Annotated in this window: 12 protein-coding genes and 1 pseudogene; 5 read left to right on the top strand and 8 right to left on the bottom strand. The window is 65.7% G+C overall.

Going from position 1 to position 16,704, the window contains the following annotated elements:
• Positions 1–21: 21 nt before the first annotated feature.
• Together G6N55_RS13150 and G6N55_RS13145 are read right to left on the bottom strand one after the other, a co-directional pair.
• Positions 22–996 carry a DUF1254 domain-containing protein gene (locus G6N55_RS13150; protein ID WP_085222873.1) on the bottom strand — a complete coding sequence of 325 codons (975 nt, stop codon included), beginning with the start codon at positions 994–996 and terminating at the stop codon, positions 22–24.
• 65 nt (positions 997–1,061) lie between these two features.
• Positions 1,062–2,231, bottom strand: coding sequence for a spirocyclase AveC family protein (locus G6N55_RS13145; protein ID WP_085222874.1), 1,170 nt, complete (start codon positions 2,229–2,231; stop codon positions 1,062–1,064).
• Positions 2,232–2,327: 96 nt separating this feature from the next.
• Here G6N55_RS13145 and G6N55_RS13140 point away from each other — a divergent pair, with 96 nt between their 5' ends.
• The gene (locus G6N55_RS13140) at positions 2,328–2,930 is read left to right on the top strand and encodes a TetR/AcrR family transcriptional regulator (RefSeq protein WP_085222875.1); all 603 of its coding nucleotides are present in this window, start codon (positions 2,328–2,330) and stop codon (positions 2,928–2,930) included.
• On the opposite strand, the gene G6N55_RS13135 is transcribed toward G6N55_RS13140, so the two are convergent.
• Together G6N55_RS13135 and G6N55_RS13130 are read right to left on the bottom strand one after the other, a co-directional pair.
• The gene (locus tag G6N55_RS13135) at positions 2,917–3,309 is read right to left on the bottom strand and encodes a lipocalin-like domain-containing protein (protein ID WP_372517583.1); all 393 of its coding nucleotides are present in this window, start codon (positions 3,307–3,309) and stop codon (positions 2,917–2,919) included. The two genes, G6N55_RS13140 and G6N55_RS13135, sit on opposite strands and share 14 nt — an antisense overlap.
• A gap of 46 nt (positions 3,310–3,355) precedes the next feature.
• Positions 3,356–4,591, bottom strand: coding sequence for a cytochrome P450 (locus G6N55_RS13130; RefSeq protein WP_085222877.1), 1,236 nt, complete (start codon positions 4,589–4,591; stop codon positions 3,356–3,358).
• Positions 4,592–4,847: 256 nt separating this feature from the next.
• Here G6N55_RS13130 and G6N55_RS13125 point away from each other — a divergent pair, with 256 nt between their 5' ends.
• Positions 4,848–5,567 (top strand): adenylate/guanylate cyclase domain-containing protein, encoded by a 720-nt coding sequence (locus G6N55_RS13125; RefSeq protein ID WP_232078994.1) that lies wholly within the window; start codon positions 4,848–4,850, stop codon positions 5,565–5,567.
• Here G6N55_RS13125 and G6N55_RS13120 read toward each other — a convergent pair.
• Positions 5,499–5,792: pseudogene (locus G6N55_RS13120) on the bottom strand (hypothetical protein); the annotation flags it as partial. The gene G6N55_RS13125 and the pseudogene G6N55_RS13120 sit on opposite strands and share 69 nt — an antisense overlap.
• A 235-nt stretch (positions 5,793–6,027) precedes the next feature.
• Positions 6,028–8,190, bottom strand: coding sequence for an FUSC family protein (locus G6N55_RS13115; protein WP_085223041.1), 2,163 nt, complete (start codon positions 8,188–8,190; stop codon positions 6,028–6,030).
• A 230-nt stretch (positions 8,191–8,420) separates the two neighbouring features.
• Here G6N55_RS13115 and galT point away from each other — a divergent pair, with 230 nt between their 5' ends.
• Complete coding sequence (gene galT / locus G6N55_RS13110; protein WP_372517582.1) at positions 8,421–9,503, top strand: galactose-1-phosphate uridylyltransferase; 1,083 nt, start codon at positions 8,421–8,423, stop codon at positions 9,501–9,503.
• Positions 9,500–10,588 (top strand): galactokinase, encoded by a 1,089-nt coding sequence (locus tag G6N55_RS13105; RefSeq protein ID WP_085222879.1) that lies wholly within the window; start codon positions 9,500–9,502, stop codon positions 10,586–10,588. The genes galT and G6N55_RS13105 overlap by 4 nt, the downstream gene beginning before the upstream one ends.
• A 93-nt stretch (positions 10,589–10,681) precedes the next feature.
• On the opposite strand, the gene G6N55_RS13100 is transcribed toward G6N55_RS13105, so the two are convergent.
• The gene (locus G6N55_RS13100) at positions 10,682–11,167 is read right to left on the bottom strand and encodes a hypothetical protein (RefSeq protein ID WP_085222880.1); all 486 of its coding nucleotides are present in this window, start codon (positions 11,165–11,167) and stop codon (positions 10,682–10,684) included.
• Between the two features lie 405 nt (positions 11,168–11,572).
• Between G6N55_RS13100 and G6N55_RS13095 the strand changes: the two genes are divergently transcribed.
• Positions 11,573–14,209: a GH92 family glycosyl hydrolase gene (locus G6N55_RS13095; RefSeq protein WP_085222881.1), complete on the top strand. Its 2,637-nt coding sequence runs from the start codon at positions 11,573–11,575 to the stop codon at positions 14,207–14,209.
• An 8-nt stretch (positions 14,210–14,217) separates the two neighbouring features.
• On the opposite strand, the gene G6N55_RS13090 is transcribed toward G6N55_RS13095, so the two are convergent.
• Complete coding sequence (locus G6N55_RS13090; protein ID WP_085222882.1) at positions 14,218–16,593, bottom strand: lysylphosphatidylglycerol synthase transmembrane domain-containing protein; 2,376 nt, start codon at positions 16,591–16,593, stop codon at positions 14,218–14,220.
• Between the last annotated feature and the right edge of the window lie 111 nt (positions 16,594–16,704).

The raw sequence follows: 16,704 nt of genomic DNA, 5'->3' as shown, positions 1-16,704 counted from the left end.
GTCTTTCTCACAATCGCGCGATCACGAAAGCGGTTGGGCCTCTGGGAATGTCCACTCGCCATCGAGGATCTTTTCGTGGGGTCGGTAGAGCCGGACCAGGTAGTTCCAGCCCGCGGTGATGGGCAGGCAGTTCGATGTCGTCGCGTCGCAGCCGCCGAATTGAATGGTGATCGTGCCGCCGCTGTCGCGGTGAGCGGTGATGTTGTTCAGCGAATAGGCGTTGAGCGGGTTCGGCGTGAAATAGCCGTCTTTGTTGTAGACGGTGACCGACCAGAAGCCGTCGACCGGCACCTCGCCCACGGTGAGCCGGTATTTAGCGGCGCCGTCATTTTCGGCGGGATGGTAGGTGAAATAGATCGCATCCTTTTCCGGATTGCCACCCCACGCCACCGCCGAGCCGATCAAGTGCCGCACCGGGTCGATGTCATTCTTCGCTCCGAACATGGCCTTGGAGTCGGGAACCGTGGCCCCCAGCTGAACCAGCGCGTCCCTGACCGCCTTCTGGCTGACCGGGTCCCACTTCGGGACATCGAAACTGCCCGTGGCGGCCTGACGCACCGCAACGGCGTCTTGGAGCGCATGGACCGTGCCGAGGTCGGCGTCGTCGTCGGGGTCCACCAGGATGCGAAGGGCCGCCATGACATACCGCGTGCCGATGCCGTCGCGGTCCAGAGTGTGTTCGCCCTGCCCGTAGAACACCGCGGGCACGTAATGGTCCTCGGTGATCACCTGCATCGACATGAATCGGTCGCCGGCGTCGGGCAGCGATATCGTGACCGGCCCGGCGTCGAGGTCGAAGACGCCGGTGGAATAAAGGGTGTCGCGGTTCGACCGCACCACCAGTTGCCTGTCCAGCGGCATCAACTCACGGAGGTGGAGTAACTTGCCGAACCCGCCATCGGCGACCGCGTTGCCGAAATACAGATCGGTTTCGGCCCGGGCGAAGTTGTCCGGTGAGACCGGCACGGCGCCGTCGGATGTCCCGCGCTCTTTCATCGTTCGGACCCTACGCTGCCCGCGAACGCAATCAGGGCGGGTGCGCAGGTCCGGCGGTCAAAGCCTCACCGGCCTGGTTGGAACGGAACCGCTTTCGGAACCTCCGAACCCTGGGGCAGCACGAGTCGGCCATCGGTGTTGATGTAGCCGGAGCGCTTTGTCGGCACCGGCAGGACGGGATCGGGGCACGGGTGGTCGGTTCCGTCGCCGCAGATGCCCCCGTTCAGGTAAGAGCGCTGTTGCACATCTTCCGGCCAGGGGTCGGCGTGCATGGCAAGCCATTGTGCGGGGAGGTTGTAGAGGACGAAGAAGCAGGCGCTCACGGCGGCGAAGATCGCCAGAAAGCGGGTGAGTTGTACCTTGCCGGAACCGCCTGCGACGCTATCGAGTCCGCGTTCGGCGAGGGTGCGGCCACGGTCGTCGGTGAAGTAGCGCAGACAACAAAAGGCAGTCAGGACGCCACCCCACATCAGCCCCTCGTAGATGGGCCACTGGTAGTAGGTGCCCGCATTGATCGACACCGCTCGAATCGCCCCGGGATAGACGTAGAACCCGATGGGCAAAAAGATCAGCCCCTCCATGATGAAGTCGAGGACGATGTTGAAGGCGAAGGTCACACCGATCAACTTCGTATTGCTCAGACCGGGCCAGCGCGCCTTGGTCTTTCGCATCACCCAGCAGCCGATCATGACCATCAGCAGATTCCCGAATGAGTAACCCGGCACGTTCGTCAGCAGTGGTTCCACGACCTGGTGTCCCGGCACCTCCGGCGATACCCAGCCGGGGATGTTCGAGGACCAGGAGCCGCGGTTGGGCATCCAGAGGTTGTAGGTACACCAGGTATTCAGGTAGTTGAGCAGGGGATCCTGGAAGAAGATCAGGCCCATCGACACCATGAGGATGCCGTCCAGGGTGATCCGCCGCTCGCGGCGCCACGGTCGAATGATGAACCACCACACGGCAATTGGCAGGCCGATCCAAGCCGCGACCGCGTTCGCGATGAGCGGCACCTTCATGTACATCGGCGGATCGCTCACGCCCGACGGCACCCGCTGGAAATAGGGCCCGGTCATCCACCGGATCCACACGTAGATCTCCAGAAGCAGCAGCGCACCGCCGATGGCGGCCCAGATCTGGACGGGCTTCACCTTCGCGTGAACCGGGTCCGTTGGTGCAGTGGCTCCGCCGGACGACTCGGTGACGACGGGTGCGCGCTTGTTCAACAGTTCGCTCACGACGGTGACTCCTCGGGTAGCCGAACGAGCGCAAATATACCCATGGGTATCTAAAAGGGGAAGTAGTTTCTCAGATCCCGTGGCACAATCATTCGCATGGTCGAGCGTTGGACGCGAGAGAGACGCCTTGAGCACACCCGTTCGCTGCTCCTGGATGCCGCGGAGGAAGTGTTCGCCGAAAAGGGCTTCACCTCAGCCACTCTCGACGACATCGCCCATGCGGCGGGCTACACGAAAGGCGCCATCTACAAACACTTCGCCACCAAGGAAGATCTCTTCCTTGCGGTGAGCGACCGATACTGGCGTCGCTATTTCGACAATTTCGCCGAGGTGATGTCGACGTCGAGGCAGATCGGGGCGCGCGAACTCGACGAGGTCGCGCAGCGGTGGCGCCAACTCAGCCGCGACCGCGGCGCCCAACACGCCGCGTTGGGACACGAGTTCACCCTCTATCTGCTTCGCAATCCCGACGCCCGGGAGCGGGTGGCGGTCAAGCGGGCGGAGGTCGTCGAGGCGCTGGGCAAGTTCATCGTCGAAGGCATCGACCGGCTCGGCGGCACCCTGACGATCCCGGCCTTGACCTTCGCGCAGGTACTCATCGCCACCAGTGACGCAGTAGTGCTCGGCAGTGAACTCGACGACGTCGACCTCTACCGGCCGATCGTCGAGATGTACACGTCGGCGATCAAACTGCCCTGACCGGCGACCGCCGCCACACCAATGTGCTGTGCGTGGTCACGCCGGTTTCGTCGGTTCGCGTCGCCGAGAGGGTCAATAGGTCGCCTTCGACGCGCACCTGCCGAAACTGTGGTTTCGCCAACAGTTCCGGCATCATCGACACGCTGACCTCGTGGTGCAGCGTCGCTGTTTCCTCATCGACCGAGAATCGCCCGCCGTAGGCGACGTAGCCGCTCATATCCGACTCGGCGAGTTGAGCCGACATGTGACCGTCGGCGGTGTACAGAATCAGACCGCGCGGTGTCGTGCCGAGTGGCTGGCGGTCCTCGCCGGTGGTTTCGTTGTGGGCGACGAACGACACCAATTCCCACGCACCAAGGACGGCATCTCGCAGTGTCACGAGTTCCATCCTGCCAGTTGGCAATACGCGAGTGGCCGGTGGATGACTATGGTGCGGCTTCGAACTCAATGGGAACGCTCGTCGGCCCGCTCAGGCTCACCATCGGCTTCCACGGCACCGGCCCCGTGATGCGCGGGTTCACCATCCGTTGGCTGAGCACGGTCAGCGCCTCGGCGAGTTCGCGACGGGCCAGGTTGGCGCCCAGGCAGTAGTGAATCCCACCGCCGAAGGTCAGGATGGGTGGTGCGCCCTCGCGAGTGATGTCGACGCGGTGTGGGTCGGTGTACACGTCCGGATCACGGTTGGCCGCAGCGGTATTCACCAACACCATGGTGCCGGCGGGGAAAAGGTAGCCATCGACCTCGGCGTCCTCGATCACCAGCCGCAGAGTTCCGCAGGCGATCGGCGAGTGACGCATGGTTTCCTCGACGGCGCGCATGGCCAGCTCGGGATTCTCCTTGAGCAATTGCCACTGCTCGGGGTGCTCGCAGAGGACCTGTACCGAGGCGCCCACCTGGTTGCGAGTGGTGTCCGTGCCCGCCAGCAGCAGGCCCCCGGCGAGCATGCGCAGTTCGGCCGCATTGAGGCGATCCCCGTCATCCTCCGCGCGGATCAGGTCGGACAGCAGATCGTCGGTCAGGCTGTGCCGGCGCCGGGCGACCATGTCGTCGACATAGTCGTCGAGTTCGGCCCACGCGCGCATGACGCCGGGCTCGAGTTCGCGAATGTCGACGTTGAAACTGAATGCCTTGAAGATCTCGTCGGCCCACAGCGAAAACTGTTGCCAATCCTCGCGCGGTGCACCGAGCAGCGCGCAGATGATCGGGACGGGGTAGGGACGGGCGATGTCGGTGACCACGTCGCAGCGCCCCGCGTCGGCAACCCGATCGACGAGTTCGTTCATCAGGTCGGCCATGGTGTCGTGCAGGCGCAGGGTCGCGCGGGGAGTGAACGCCTTGGACGTCAGGCTGCGCAGCCGGTGGTGTTCGGCGCCTTCCAGGCACAGCAGGCTGTTGACCACCTTGTCCCACAACGGACCCGAGGTGATGTCCTGGACCAGCAGATTGATGCCGGGCGGGATCTGGAACCGGGTGTCACGAAGGACGGTGCGGACCAGGCCGTACGAGAGCACTTCGGGCCCGAACGGTCCGAGTGCGATAGGGCTTTGCCGTTGGGCTGCTTCGATGCGCGGGTAGACCTGCGCGGGAGTTTCCGCGGCGTCATAGCTCAGCGTCGGGAGGTCGGCATCGAAAACGCTTGCGGGAGCGGTGCCGACGGTCATGACGGTCTCCTTAGCGCGGACGCGCCGGGTCGCGGAGCTCGCGGACAACTTTCGAACAATGTATGGCCATGTCGTACGGGTGTCAACGAGGCACGGTGCAGAGACACGAAATGCGGCGGCCGAATTGGGTGGCTTTTTGGGGCGAATGCCTCATTCGCACATGCGGCGCAGGGTCGACTATTGCGGCATGGTTGTCAGCAATTTCGAACCCAGGACTGCCGCGATAACGCCAAACCAGCCGTGGCACAAGGTGTTAATGGAAGGGCACGCACCACTGGTACGGGCGCGGCGGGTGTTCCGCTACCTGCCGTCGGCGCCGCGGTGCAAGGTGTGCAACAACCCGTTTGGCGGAGCGGGTGGGCGTGTTTTCGCGGCGGCCGGTTTCAGCCCGTCGCGCAAGAACCCGAATCTGTGCAGTCGCTGTTGTGACGCGCTTCCCCCGGGTGGTGCCGAGGTGGATGTCGCGGTGTTGTTCGCCGACATCCGCGGTTCCACGGCGCTGGGCCAGCGAGGCATCGCCGCGGACTTCGCCGCGCTGCTCAACCGGTTCTACGCGGCCGCGACGCAGACGCTGCTGCGACATGATGCGGTGATCGACAAGCTGATCGGTGACGAGGTCATGGCGTTCTTTGTGCGCGGCATCAGCGGACCGGACTACCGGCGTCGCGCGGTTCTGGCCGGAGTTGAGCTGCTGCGGGCCGTCGGCTATGGCGGTGACGAGAGGCCCTGGCTGCAGCTGGGTGTCGCGGTCAACGCCGGCGTCGCTTACGTCGGCAACGTCGGTGCCGCGGTGGTCGATTTCACCGCGCTGGGTGATCCGGTCAATCTTTCCGCGCGGATGCAACAACACGCCGCCGCCGGGGAGTTGCTCGTCGCATCCGGCGTGGCCGACGACATGATGGAAACGTCAGCGCGACGTCGGCTGAACCTGCGCGGGTACGACCGGCCGATGGAGGCGTACGCCCTCAACGCGTGACTGCGAAGGGTTTTGGTAGTCGACCTGCCAGTGTTTGATGCCGTTGATGAACGGTGACCGCAGCCGCTGGGGATCTCCGGCGGACGCCAGGTCGGGCATATGGTCGGCGATCGCGTTGAACATGATGTCGATCGTCATGCGCGCCAGGTTGGCGCCGATGCAGTAGTGAGCTCCGGTGCCGCCGAATCCGAAATGTGGGTTGGGGCTGCGTAAGACGTTGAAGGAGGCCGCCCGGCGCAGTTCCGCCAACTCACCCACCGGTAACCGGTGGGCGTAGATCTCGGGATCGGTGAAGTCGAACCCCGGCGGGAGGTTCGGTGTGGCGATGAATGTGCTCCTCGAACCGGCGGCCGTGAGGAGATGCTAGCGCCTGGACACGGCTGGGCATACACATGAGGCTAAATGTCGGTTATTCCAACAGCCGCATCATGTTCGGTGGCGATCTGCGCGAGCCCCCGGCTCAGCTCGTCGTCGAGCTGGATACCTTCGGGGTGTCGTGCGCGCCGAGGTTGGTCGCCGCGGTGATGATGGCGCGTTCGATCTGGCGAAGCGCGTGCACCGCGGTGAGGAATCGCCGGGTGCCGGGATGCGGCCCGTGTTCGCCGTCTTGATGACGGGCCAGCGCCTCGGCGGCGTCGAGCGCATCGGTCTTGGAGTTGACGCTCACCCCGGGTGTCCCGTCGACGAGGGCGGCCAGCGCGTCGATGTTGTTCCGGGTCTGCTCGGCGGCGGCCGTGAAAGCATCCGCGAGTTGGGGTGATCCGAAGTGGTCCTGGTAGCGCTCGCTGCTGCGCGCCAGGCTTCGCCCGTACCGGTCGCAGGCGGTGAAGATACGCAGACCACGCCGAATGCTGCGGCGTCCGGCGAGGCCGGCCACCCCCGCCAGCAGCGGCTTGGCGGTAATCCGGAACTGTTGCAGGTTTCGGTCGAGCTGACGCGCCTGCTCGGTCGGGCTGACGGCTTCGTCGTTGCCGAACATCGTCGCCGTCGAGATCTCGATCAGCGCGGTCAATGCCTTCAAGAAGGCGAGAGTGTCGTCGCGGATGGCGGTTCTGGTGTTCGTCGGCAACACCAGGATCGCCACGGACACTCCGATCACCGCGCCGATCGCGGTCTCTTCGATCCGCAACAGGAATACGCCGAACGAGAATTGGCCCATCAGGCCGTACAGCAGCGCCAGCATCGTGGTGATCCAGAAGGTCATCAGGCTGTAGGTGACCGTCATGAAATAGAAGGCGCAGAACAGGCAGACGAAGATCGCGACCAGCGAGGTCGTCTTGTCGCCGGCCACCAGCGTGGCCGCCAGGATGCCGCAGGGCACGCCGAGCAAGGTGCCGAACAGCCGCTGCCAGCCCTTGGTCAGCGTTTCACCCCAGGAGTTGGTACCGGCGAAGATCACGAACGTCGCGATAACCGCCCAGAACCAGCGGGCCGGCGAGACCAGCTCACCGGTAATGATGGCCAGCGACGCGGCGATCGTCACCTGAATGGCCTGCCGGGTGGTCTGCGACAGCCCGTTGTCGGCTTCCTCGGCCTCGGCACCTTCGTCTTGCGGGTCGTCTGCGGGCTCAGCCGGCTCGGTGGTACCGGGGCCCGCCATCGCACCGGTGGTGGCGTGCTCGACGATCGCGCGGACTTCGGCAGTTGCGTTGGCGGCGTTGATGATTGCCAGCGCAAGGCGGCGTACCGCGGCTTGACCGGGGTCGTCGTCGGCGGTGGGCCCGGGCTGCTCGTCGAGAACCCGCTGCGCGTGATCCGCGGCCAGCTGCAGACCGTCGGCCGCCGGAATCCGAATCGCTCGCGCGAGTTCGTTGAGCGCTCCGACCAATTCGAGGCGAGTACCGACCGGGATCGCGGTGGGATCTTCCGCGACGAGTGTGGTCACCGTCCGCCCGGCGTTGGCGACCCATTCGATGGCAAGTTCGGCGTCGAACAGCCACGGAGCCAGTTGCTGGCTGGTCACTCCGGGCCACAGGACGGCGGGATCGGCCTTGTCCTCGATCTGGCCCTGCACCATCAGTGCGGTCTCGTTGAGCCGAATGGTGCGGGCCCGCATGTGGCGTCGACGCCGTTCGTCGAGCCGGCCGGTACGAACCGCCTCGGCCGTGGTGTCGACCAGGATGGCCATCCGGGCCCGCAGTGCCCGAATTGTGGCGCGCAGCACGCGTTCTGGCCGATCGGGCATTACGTAGGTGCTCATCACGTGAGTGCACACCGTTCCCACCACGACGGCGCCGATCATCCAAGGCAGCTCCGAAATGCTGGCTCGCAGATACAAAGTGAAGAAATAGGCCATGAACGCGACCATGCCGAGTGCCCTGCCCCGGGGTCCGAAGCGGCGGACGTAGACCGCGGCGAACACGACCACGACGAAGACGGCGTCGGCGGCCACCGGGTGTGGTGCGAGCAGCGCGGCGGCGGTGATGGACAGCGCGGCGGGCACCGGCAGGAGCGCCATCGTGATGCGCTGCTGACGCGGGTCGGGCTCGTTGACGGATCGGGCCGCGATCATCGTGATCACCACGCCCAGCAACGCTACGGTCAGCGGCTGTCCCGTCGCCCGGGTCAGCACGAAAAGCGTCGCCAGCGAGCAGGCCAGCGCGGCCGTCGTCCGAGTCGCCATCCGCAGTCGCAACAACCCGGGATCGGAGCCGATCCACCAATTTCGCGCTCGCTCGCAGAACACCGTCGTGGATTCGCGCAGACCGCCGGCGGTGTCGAGATTCCGGATGTCGCCAAGGCCGCGCTCGTGCACCTCGCGCCCACCCGACACCCGTTCCCGCCTCTCTTTCTGCTCACCCTATGGGCGGCGTCACTGCCTGACTGCTGCCGACCAGGCTAGTCTTCGAACTCGTGACAGCGCCGACGCGGGCGAAACTGGCCGACGGCCGTGACCTGTTGTTCTTCGCATTGCCGGGACACTGTCCGGAGCCGGTCGCCGATCGCAGACCCTTGCCGGAGCGCGATCCGGACCAGTCGCAATTGCGGTTCGACCGGTCGACCGGGCAATGGGTGATCATCGCCGCGCTGCGACAGGACCGCACCTACAAGCCGCCCGCCGATCAGTGCCCGCTGTGTCCGGGTCCCACCGGATTGACCAGCGAGGTGCCCGCACCGGACTACGACGTCGTCGTGTTCGAGAACCGGTTCCCGAGCCTGTCCGGCGCCGGGCGGGCGATGGGTGCGCCCGCCGGCGACGACTTCGTCTCCGCGCCCGGGCACGGCCGCACCGAGGTGATCTGTTTTTCCAGCGACCACACCGGTTCGTTCTCCGAGTTGCCACCTGCGCACGCACGGCTGGTCGTCGACGCCTGGCGGCACCGCACCGCCGACCTGCTGGCCACACCGGGCATCGAGCAGGTGTTCTGCTTCGAAAATCGTGGTGAGGAAATCGGGGTCACGCTGAGCCATCCGCATGGTCAGATCTATGGCTACCCGTATCTGACGCCGCGAACCGCCACGATGCTGGAGCAGGCACGCGAACATCGAAAGCAGCACGGCGACAACCTCTTTGCCGGCCTGCTGGCGCACGAGGTCGCCGACGGCAGCCGCATCGTGGCGCGCAGCGAGCTGTTCACGGCGTTCGTGCCGTTCGCGGCGCGCTGGCCCGTCGAGGTGCATATCTACCCGAACAGGTTCGTGCACAACCTTGTCGAATTGACCGACGGCGAACTCGACGCATTCGCCCGGCTCTATCTCGACGTGCTCGGACGGTTCGACCGGATGTATTCGGTTCCGCTGCCTTATATTTCGGCACTGCACCAGTACGCGGACACCGAGGCCCAAGCGGACGGCTATTTCCACGTCGAGTTGATGTCGATCCGGCGCAGTGCCACCAAGCTCAAGTACTTGGCGGCTTCCGAATCGGCGATGGGCGCGTTCATCGGCGACGTCATGCCCGAAAGCGTGGCCCAGCGATTGCGTGAACTCGCATGACGGTCCGCTACGCGGCACCGGGCCGGATCAATCTGATCGGGGAGCACACCGACTACAACCTCGGATTCGCGCTGCCGATCGCGCTCCCACAGCGCACCGTCGTGACCTTTACCCCCGACCGCGACGACGCCATCACCGTCAGTAGCGATCGCGCGGACGGCGCGGTCCGTATTCCGCTGGGCACCGTTCCGGGCGACCTGGACGGCTGGGCGAGTTACGTCGCCGGTGTGGTGTGGGCGCTGCGCCAGGCCGGTCACCCGGTGCCGGGTGGGGCGATGTCGGTCACCAGCGACGTGCAGATGGGGTCGGGCCTGTCGTCGTCGGCGGCGCTGGAATGCGCGGTGCTGGGCGCGCTGACAACCGTAGCCGGTGTCCGCATCGACAGAAAGGACCAAGCGCGGCTGGCCCGGCGCGCCGAGAACGAATACGTCGGGGCCCCAACGGGTTTGCTTGACCAACTGTCCGCACTTTTCGGCGAGCCGTCGACCGCGCTGCTGATCGACTTCCGTGATGTCACCGTCGAGCCGGTGGCCTTCGACCCCGACGCGTGCGGCGTCGCGCTGCTGCTGATCGACTCCCGGGCGCGGCACCGGCATGCCGGCGGCGAGTACGCGGCCCGGCGCGCGTCGTGCGAGCGGGCGGCCGCCGCGCTCGCGGTGTCGTCGCTGCGTGAGGTTCAAGACGGCGGGCCCTCGGTGTTGGCGCCGATCACCGATCCGGTCGACGTCCGCCGGGCCCGTCACGTGCTGACCGAGAACCGGCGCGTTCTCGATTTCGTTGCCGCGGTGCGTGATTCGGACTTCACCGTGGCGGGTGAGATCATGACCGCCTCGCATGCGTCGATGCGGGACGACTTCGAGATCACCACCGGGCGCATCGACCTGATCGCCGACACCGCGGTCCGAGCGGGTGCCCTGGGCGCGCGGATGACCGGCGGCGGGTTCGGGGGTTGCGTGATCGCCTTGGTGCCGACCGACCGGGCGGAGGCGGTGGGCGAGGCGGTGCGGGACGCGGTGTCGGACGCCGGGTTCGAGCCGCCGGTGACCACCCGAACCCGGGCGGCTGCCGGCGCGGCGGCCGGCTAACCGCCCGCGAGTGTTGCGTCTGGGCGGGAAAATAGCCGAATCTCCGCCCCTGGCGCACACTCAACGCCGTCGTTGCACGCTCGAAAGCCGGGGCTAGCTGACCGGCGTCAGCTTCACCGCACCGAGGTGCATGCGGTCGACCGCCTCGCCGAACTCCTCGAGCGTCGGGATGCGCTGGTCGCGGAATTTCAGCCCGATCATCGTTTGCGCACGCCGCAGGCCGTACGCCTCGGCGCAGCGCTTGTAGAGGTCGGAAACGATGGCGCGGTCGCGGATCAGCTGGCCGCTCATCGCGGTCGACTTTCCGTCGTAGACGACCTGGGCCGGCGCGCCACCGCGGAAGTTCTGCTTCCACGGAGCACCGGTCAGCGCATACAGATCGTTGTCAATCACGTGGGCGCTCACCGGAAGTGTGAACGGGCGTCCGGTCTTTCGGCCGGTGAAGCTCAGCACCATCAGCTGCTTGCGGACCGGGCCGGCCAGCGGGGTGCGCAGCAGGAAACCCAGCATCGGGTTGATGAGTTTGAGCAGGAACGAGGGCGGGTGCCCGGCGTCGATCGCGTACGACTCTTCTGCCATGCACACACCGTAAGGCCAATCGCCAGGTTGAGCAGCCTTTTCCGCGCAGGATCGGCGCGAGCTGGGCCAGCGGGATGTGGGGCGAGACGGCGCCGGGCGAAATCCCGCCCGGGCCGCGTTCGGCCGGCAGGTAGAGGATGAAATCATCGCCGTCCAGCGCCCACGCCTGGCAGCCGTCGATGTTGATGTCTCGCCAGACTCAGCACCCCAACAATAGTTGCTGGATTTGGCCGTCTCGTTGAGCAATTGCCCCGAAAATTGAACCGTTACCTGTGCCAGGGCTTGCGGACCGGGATCAATCGACGTCGTCGGGAAAGATTGCTGGCCTGCGGGCCGCTCGGAGCTTTCGGAAGTCTCTCTGCGAAATACGTACGCGAAGAGACTGTTATCCAGTAAGAGACAGCTATGAAGTCACGAACAGTCCTCACCGCACTGACTGCGGTGGTGGCTGTCTTCATGACGTTCGTGGCGGCCGCGCCGCCCATTGCTTACGACGGTGAGCCGGCGTTCGTCGCCGACCCGGTCGAGCACGTTGACACGCTCATCGGGACGGGCACGGGTGGTGAGACGGTGGGCGAGATCAACAACTTTCCCGGCGCGGCGGTGCCGTTCGGGATGGTGCAGTATTCGCCGGACACGGTCGGTAACTACGCCGGCTATAACTACCACAACCCGCACTCGACCGGGTTCAGCATGACGCACGCGTCGGTGGGTTGTGCGGCATTCGGGGATATCTCGATGTTGCCGACCACCAGCGCGAGCGACTCGCAACCCTGGAATGCCTGGGAACGGATCGCCCACGACGACACGGAACAGGGCGAGCCGGGCTACTACACCGTGCGGTTCCCCGACACCGCAGTGACCGGGGAACTCACCGCCACTGCCCGTACCGGCGTCGGTCGGTTCAGCTACCCGCATAACGGCCGGCCGGCGGTAATCCAGGTGCGTTCCGGCGCGTCGCTGGCGGGCAACTCCCGCGCGGCCATCCAGATCGGCGAGGACAACACCACCATCACCGGTTGGGCGACCAGCGGTGGGTTCTGCGGCAAGAACAACACGTACACAGTGTATTTCGCGATGAAGTTCAGCCAGCCGTTCATCTCTTACGGAACCTGGGATGGCTACTCGGTCGACGCCGGCGCCCGTACCGCGGTGTCGCCCTACAGCGGCGGCTACGTGAGTTTTCCGCCCGGCTCGGTGGTCGAAGCCCGCACCGCGATCTCCTATGTCGGTATCGACGGGGCCCGGGCAAATCTGGCTGCCGAGGGCGCTGCGAGCTTCGACGAGGTGCGCGCCGCCGCACTCTCCGAGTGGAAAGCGATGCTGTCGTGTATCGCGGTGGCCGGCAGGAATACCGCCGACCTCGACACGTTCTACACGGCCCTTTACCGATCCCTGTTGCACCCCAACGTCTTCAACGATGCGGACGGACGCTACATCGGATTCGACGGCGTCATCCACGAAGTAGCCAAAGGGCACACCCAGTACGCCAACTTTTCCGACTGGGACACCTACCGCAGTCTGGCGCCCCTTCAGGGACTGCTGTTTCCAAGGCAAGCCAGCGATATGGCGCAATCGCTCGTCAACGACGCCGAGCAAAGCGGATCGTTTCCCCGGTGGTCATTTGCGAATTATGCGACCGGCGAGATGAGCGGGGACAATGTGGTACCCCTCATCGTCAATCTCTACATGTACGGAGCCCGTGACTTTGACGTCCGAACGGCCTTGCGCCACATGGTGAATGCGGCGGTGAGAGGCGGAGTCGGACTGAACGGGTACGTGGAGCGGCCGGGCATCGCCACTTACCTCGAGTACGGCTACGCGCCGTTTACGTACGAGTTCGGCACCGATGGTTGGATCGCCGACGCGTCGATCACGCTCGAATGGTCGGTCGACGACTTCGCTATCTCCAGACTTGCCGACTCGCTCGGTGACTCCGCGACCGCGGCCCAATTCCAGAATCGGTCGCAGTACTGGCAGAACCTGTTCAATCCGACCACCCGCTACGTGTCGCCCCGGAGCCTGATGGGGTACTTCCGTAGCGGCCCTGGATTCGTGGATTCCCCTTCGACTTTCGGCCAAGTCGGATACGAGGAAGGCAACGCGGAGCAATACGTCTGGTGGGTACCGCACAACGTAGCCGGCCTGGTGACAGCACTCGGCGGTCGCCAGGCGGTGGCCAGTCGACTCGACCGCTTCACCAAGAAACTCAACGTGGGTCCCAACGAGCCGTACCTCTGGGCCGGCAACGAGCCCGGCTTCGGGGTGCCTTGGCTCTACAACTACATCGGTCAGCCGTGGAAGACCCAACTCACGGTCGATCGGGTGCGCGGCCTATTCGGGCCCACGCCGGATGGCGCGCCGGGTAACGACGACCTCGGCGCGCTCTCCAGTTGGTATGTCTGGGCTGCGCTCGGACTGTATCCCGGCACTCCCGGTGCGCCAATCCTCACACTCAACACACCGCTCTTCGATCGTGCCGTAATCAGGCTTCCGGCAGGCAATTCCATCCGGATTTCCGCGCCGGGGGCGTCCGGACCGAACCAGCCGAGGTACATCAGCGGTCTGAACGTCGACGGTAAGCCCACCGACCGCACCTTTGTGCCCGAGTCACTCATCCGCACCGGGGGAGAGCTCGCGTTCTCCCTCGCCGCGCACCCGGACAGATCCTGGGGCGCCGGTAAATCCTCGGCGCCGCCGTCGTTTGGAGCCGGCGGTTCGGCGATAACTCTCAATGTGTCCACTCCCGTCGTCACGATCGCTCCCGGAAGCACGGGCAGCGTCAAAGTCGACGCGCAACGGATGGTCGACGGTGCCGGTAACTACAGCCTCTCCGCCGTGTCGCCCGACGCCGGGATTACGGCTGCACCGGTGTCGGGTCAGTTCGCCTCGGACGGGTCGTCCACCGTCACCGTCCCGATCACGGTGGCGCGGTCGGTGTCCGAGGGCTATTACTTCGTCTATCTCACCGCCATGGTCGGCGAGAGTGTGCGGACGGCAACCGTACTGGTCAACACGCAGGCCCAGACCGACGAACCCTGAGCGGGTGGCTAGACCATGTCGTTGTCGGCGAGCCAGCGCATCACCGGCCAGCCGATGAACACCGGCAGCCAACAGGTGAGCACCCGATACAGCAGCACCGACGGCACGCCGACGGCGGCGGGTACACCGAAGGCCGCCAATCCACCGATCAACGCCGCCTCGACGGCGCCCACACCGCCAGGTGTCGGCGCGGCCGAAGCCAGCGTGCCGCCGACCATCGTCACGACGGTGCAGGTGACGAAGGTCGCGCCGCCGCCGAAGGCCTGGACGCTGGTCCAGAGTGCCAGTGCCGCACCGAGAGTTGTTCCGGCACAACCGAGTACGATCAGCGAGAGTCGCTTGGGTTCACGGACGAGCTCGACGAGGTCCTTGGCCACCTCCTGCAGCCGCGGGCGCACCGCCGTCGCCAGCCAGCTGCGGAGCTTGGGCACGAACAGGAACGTGCCGATAATGCCCAGCGCCACACCGGCGAGCAGGTAGAGCACCGTCGCATCCGGGACGAAATGCGAAAGGTCCATCGACGCGCCCGCCACGGTGCTGAACAAGATCAGCAACACCAGGTGCATGATCACCTGCACGGATTGCTGCAACGCCACCGCGGCGGTGGCCCGCATGACGGACAGGCCACCCTTCTGCAAGATCCGGGTGCTCAGCGCCAGGCCGCCTACCCCGGCCGGGGTGGTGGTTGCGGCAAAGGTGTTGGCCACCTGGGCAATTGACAGCTTCCAGAAGTTCACCGTCCCGTCGGTGCACGCCCACAACGCGGCCGCCGCACCCACATACGTCGAGGCCGAGATGAACACGCCCAGCAGCGCCCACCACCAATTCGCCGTTCTGAGTTCGGAAAAGAACGCCGGAACGGTGGCGATGAAGGGATAGGCGACGTAGACCAGCGCGCCGAGCAGAACCAGCTGGACGACCTGGCTGCGGGTGAACCGGGTGATGGTTTCCTTCTCGATCTGATCCGCACCCGTCTGAGACTTGACTTCGGCCCGGGCGGCGGAGATGACGGCGGCCGCATCGCCTACCGACTTCCGGACCCGTTTGGGCACAGCGGTTTTGGTGAGCCGGCGAGACGCGGTCAAGATGCGGTCCTTGCCGAACGTGTCGATCGCCGCCCGCACCGCCGACTTCGCGTCGTACAGCGCCGTGGTCGTCACCAGGAGCTGGGCCACGTCCGATTGCAGCTGGACGTCGGTGGCGCCGTACTCGGCGTTGCCGAATCCACCGAAGAGCACCGTGCCGTCGTCGACCGTGATCTCATGGCAGCGCAGGTCGCCGTGCGAGATCTGATAGGCGTGCAACTTTCGCAGCGACTCCCACACCCGCGCGACCGGAGTGGTCTTCGTGCATTCGTCGAGCGGGATCCCCCGAACGGGCCTGTGCGCGTACAGCGTCCAACCCCGGTCCAGGGCCGCGAAGGCGATCGTCGACGTGTTCGCCACGCCGGCCTCACCGATGGCGATGGCCATCAACGCGCGATGCTCGACGGCACGGCTCATCGACGCCTGAAACGGCGCGGTCTCGGCATCGCGCAGCCGCAGCTTGCGCCATAGCTCTCGCAGGGCACCGCCGCTGCGTTGGTGCGGGCCGTACAACTCGATCGCCGCCGTCGAATCGGGATCACCGGAATCGGTCGACAGCACCAGCGGACCGGGTCCGGCGGGGCGGACCACCATCAGCCGCGACACCACGAATCCACGCTTGGCCATCGCACGGACCGCCGCCGCCAGCGGCACTTCCAGCGCGGGCGTACCGACGGCCAGCACCACCAGCGCGCCGACGAACCATCCCACCGCCAACCCCAGCAACGAGCGGGCCGGGACGATGGCGCTGATGACGAGGTGAATCGGCACGAACGCGAGCAGCAGTGCCCACCACCAGTGCCGCCAGCGCGCGGGCAACCAGGGACCCGAAACCGTCAGCACCGCGGCCAGCATCGCGATCCAGCGCGGGTCGTCGAGGAACTGCGCGGGCAGCGTGCTCAGCCGGTCCGAGACATCGAAGTGCCATCGGGGCGCGGCGAGGCGGTTGCTGCTGATCGACAACGGCAGTGCGGCAAGAATCGCGGCGGCTCCGTAGGCGCCCAACAGTTTCCATTGCCGGGCGACGATCAGGCCGATCAGGATCATGAACGGCAGTGCCAGAATCGCGAATCCGTACAACAGGTAAACCACATCGGCCTGCGTGGGCGACAACACCCCGACAATTCGCGAGACGGATTTCTCCAGCCGAATCCAGCGGGTGCGGGTGACCAGCGAACCGGTGATCACCGTCGCAAGGAAGGCGGTGGCCAGGATCAGCCGCAGAATGTCGTTGGTCCGCCGATTCACCGGTTGCAGCAAGCTGCCAGAGACGCTGATGTCGCGCCCGTCAACTCGCATGTCAGGATCCTTCGGACCGGGGCCACACTGTTCGCCGCCCGCCGACAACTTAACCGGATACCTCCGGGCAAGTGCGCATGAACCTGACGGCCAGCTTGTTCACCTGCGGGT

The organism is Mycobacterium florentinum (genome assembly GCF_010730355.1).
Lineage (GTDB): Bacteria > Actinomycetota > Actinomycetes > Mycobacteriales > Mycobacteriaceae > Mycobacterium > Mycobacterium florentinum.
Note: the sequence above shows the minus strand (reverse complement) of the source record. Positions and strands in the feature narration are given on the sequence as shown.